This is a genomic window from Leptolyngbya cf. ectocarpi LEGE 11479, assembly GCF_015207065.1.
Classification (GTDB): domain Bacteria; phylum Cyanobacteriota; class Cyanobacteriia; order Phormidesmidales; family Phormidesmidaceae; genus Leptothoe; species Leptothoe ectocarpi.
This window is the reverse complement of sequence record NZ_JADEXP010000597.1, coordinates 1-1830: the sequence shown is the minus strand read 5'-3', so window position 1 is coordinate 1830 and position 1830 is coordinate 1. Positions and strand designations below refer to the sequence as shown.

Annotated in this window: 1 protein-coding gene; it reads right to left on the bottom strand. The window is 52.5% G+C overall.

The window, feature by feature from the left end:
- Positions 1-37: 37 nt before the first annotated feature.
- Complete coding sequence (locus IQ260_RS30295; RefSeq protein ID WP_193996756.1) at positions 38-1756, bottom strand: IS1634 family transposase; 1719 nt, start codon at positions 1754-1756, stop codon at positions 38-40.
- Positions 1757-1830 lie beyond the last annotated feature (74 nt).

Here is a 1830-nt window from a genome sequence, read left to right as displayed (position 1 = left end):
CTCACGGTTCGCTTAAATTTAGGAAGGGTTGCCTAAATTATCCGGTGAGTGAGAGGTAGATATCATCCGAAGCCTTCAACAACTGCAGAATGCGCTGTTGCCGCTCAGATAAAGCAGAGAGAAAATATTGGAGGGCCCCGTTAATCTTCATCACGGTGAGCGTGATGCCACGAAACGCTCGTAATAGCAACTCAGCCGTGGGTTTGGTGGTCGTGCGTTTAGGATTTCCCGCATAGAGTCCCGCCAGTTCCTTCTGGGTAGACTCGAGTGTAGAGCGAACTGAAAATTCGAGTAAACAGAGAATACGCAACCCGATACTCAGCAATCGAATCAAACCTTTGACCCGTTGGTCAGAGGCTAAAAATAAGGGGGTTAAGCCGAGCGCTTTCCCCTTGTATCGGCCAAAGCATCGCTCAATCAGATACTCATTGCGATAGCCATAGACCGCTTGTGAGAGCGACAGCTCCAAGTCGTTGGAGACATAGACCCGCCATCCAAGCAGTCGCTGTGCTTGGTCGTAGGCATCTGGGTTAAGCGTGGCGTTCACCTGGACTGTGGTTTCTGTGAGGGTGCGGGCGGGCTTATCCCGATAGGCGCGTTTATGAATCGTTTGGGTTGTGGTTGAGTAGTCCACCTGTAACAAGTCTGTAACCCGATAGCGTTTGAGGATTTTCTCAGCGGTGGCCATGGTTTCATCAACCGACAGCCGTTTGTGGCCGCGCCCCGTGACATTCAAGTGGGCGAGTGCCTCAGTAGCCTTCTCAAGGCGTTGGTCTAACCCGGTTTGTTGCCGTTGTTGATGCTTGAAGGAGCGCACCACTAGCCACTGCTCTGTCCATGTGAACCGGTCTGCATCGGCCCCCAACGACTGCGGCATCGCGATGGCAAATCCCTCTGCAATGGCCTCAGTCTCGGCAGATGTCTCTGCACTGCTTGGCCCGGTTGCATTCACCTCAGGGGCCGCAATCGACTCAAGCTCTTCCTCTCCACGAAACATCGGCGCGAGCAACTCGGCTAAGTCGGTCTTTGACACCTGTACCTCAGGCAACGGACATAAGTAGTAGTTCTCACTCTTCGACAGGTAAGCACGCGTTTCTATCGCCGACATCTTACTGTCGCCGACATACAACAATCCACGCTTCGACAGATGCATTTGAACCTGCTTGATCTCAGGAATATACAGCGGGTCATCGGCTCGGTTGCCACTCACTACGCTCGTACTCACGGGCATTCCTAATGGGTCCAACGCCGCCTGCGATATCTTCACTTGCGGCAAATCGGGCCGATAGTCTTTGCTGTGCCCAAACTGAAATAAACCGTCTGGGGTCGGCTCTCGATGACCGCTGACCGTCGTCGTGTCAATCCGAACGGTCTCTACGCTCAGGTCATACACCCGAACCGTTTGACGATTCAACGCTCCCTCGAAGCGCTCCCACGCTAGGTCATGACTCAATTCGTCTAGCACTGTTGCGAGCCGGTCGTCACTGAAATCTAAGGGGCGTAATGACTCACTCAGACAGGCTTTTAAGCTGATATTCAGTCCCCTTGCCCAGTCTTCGACTTGATTAAGACGATGATCTCCTTGGGAGATAATGTACGATAGCCAACCCAATACTACGTTGCCTAGGCTCAGACCTTTCCAGTTCCCATGGGGCGCAAAGTGCTCGTCGAGTAGCTCACGCAAACCCAGCGTTTGCATCTGGCTTAATAGCAGTGGGATATCATCGACGCGTTCGTTACTGATCAACTGGGCCATTGCTTGGCTGGGATACGATTTTGGGCATTATTACGCTATTCGCTATTCTCCTATATTTTCTAGCGAACCGTGAG

What these genes read in the sequence shown, in the direction of transcription:
- IQ260_RS30295 (WP_193996756.1), bottom strand. Translation starts at nt 1,756, where the DNA reads ATGGCCCAGTTGATCAGTAACGAACGCGTCGATGATATCCCACTGCTA.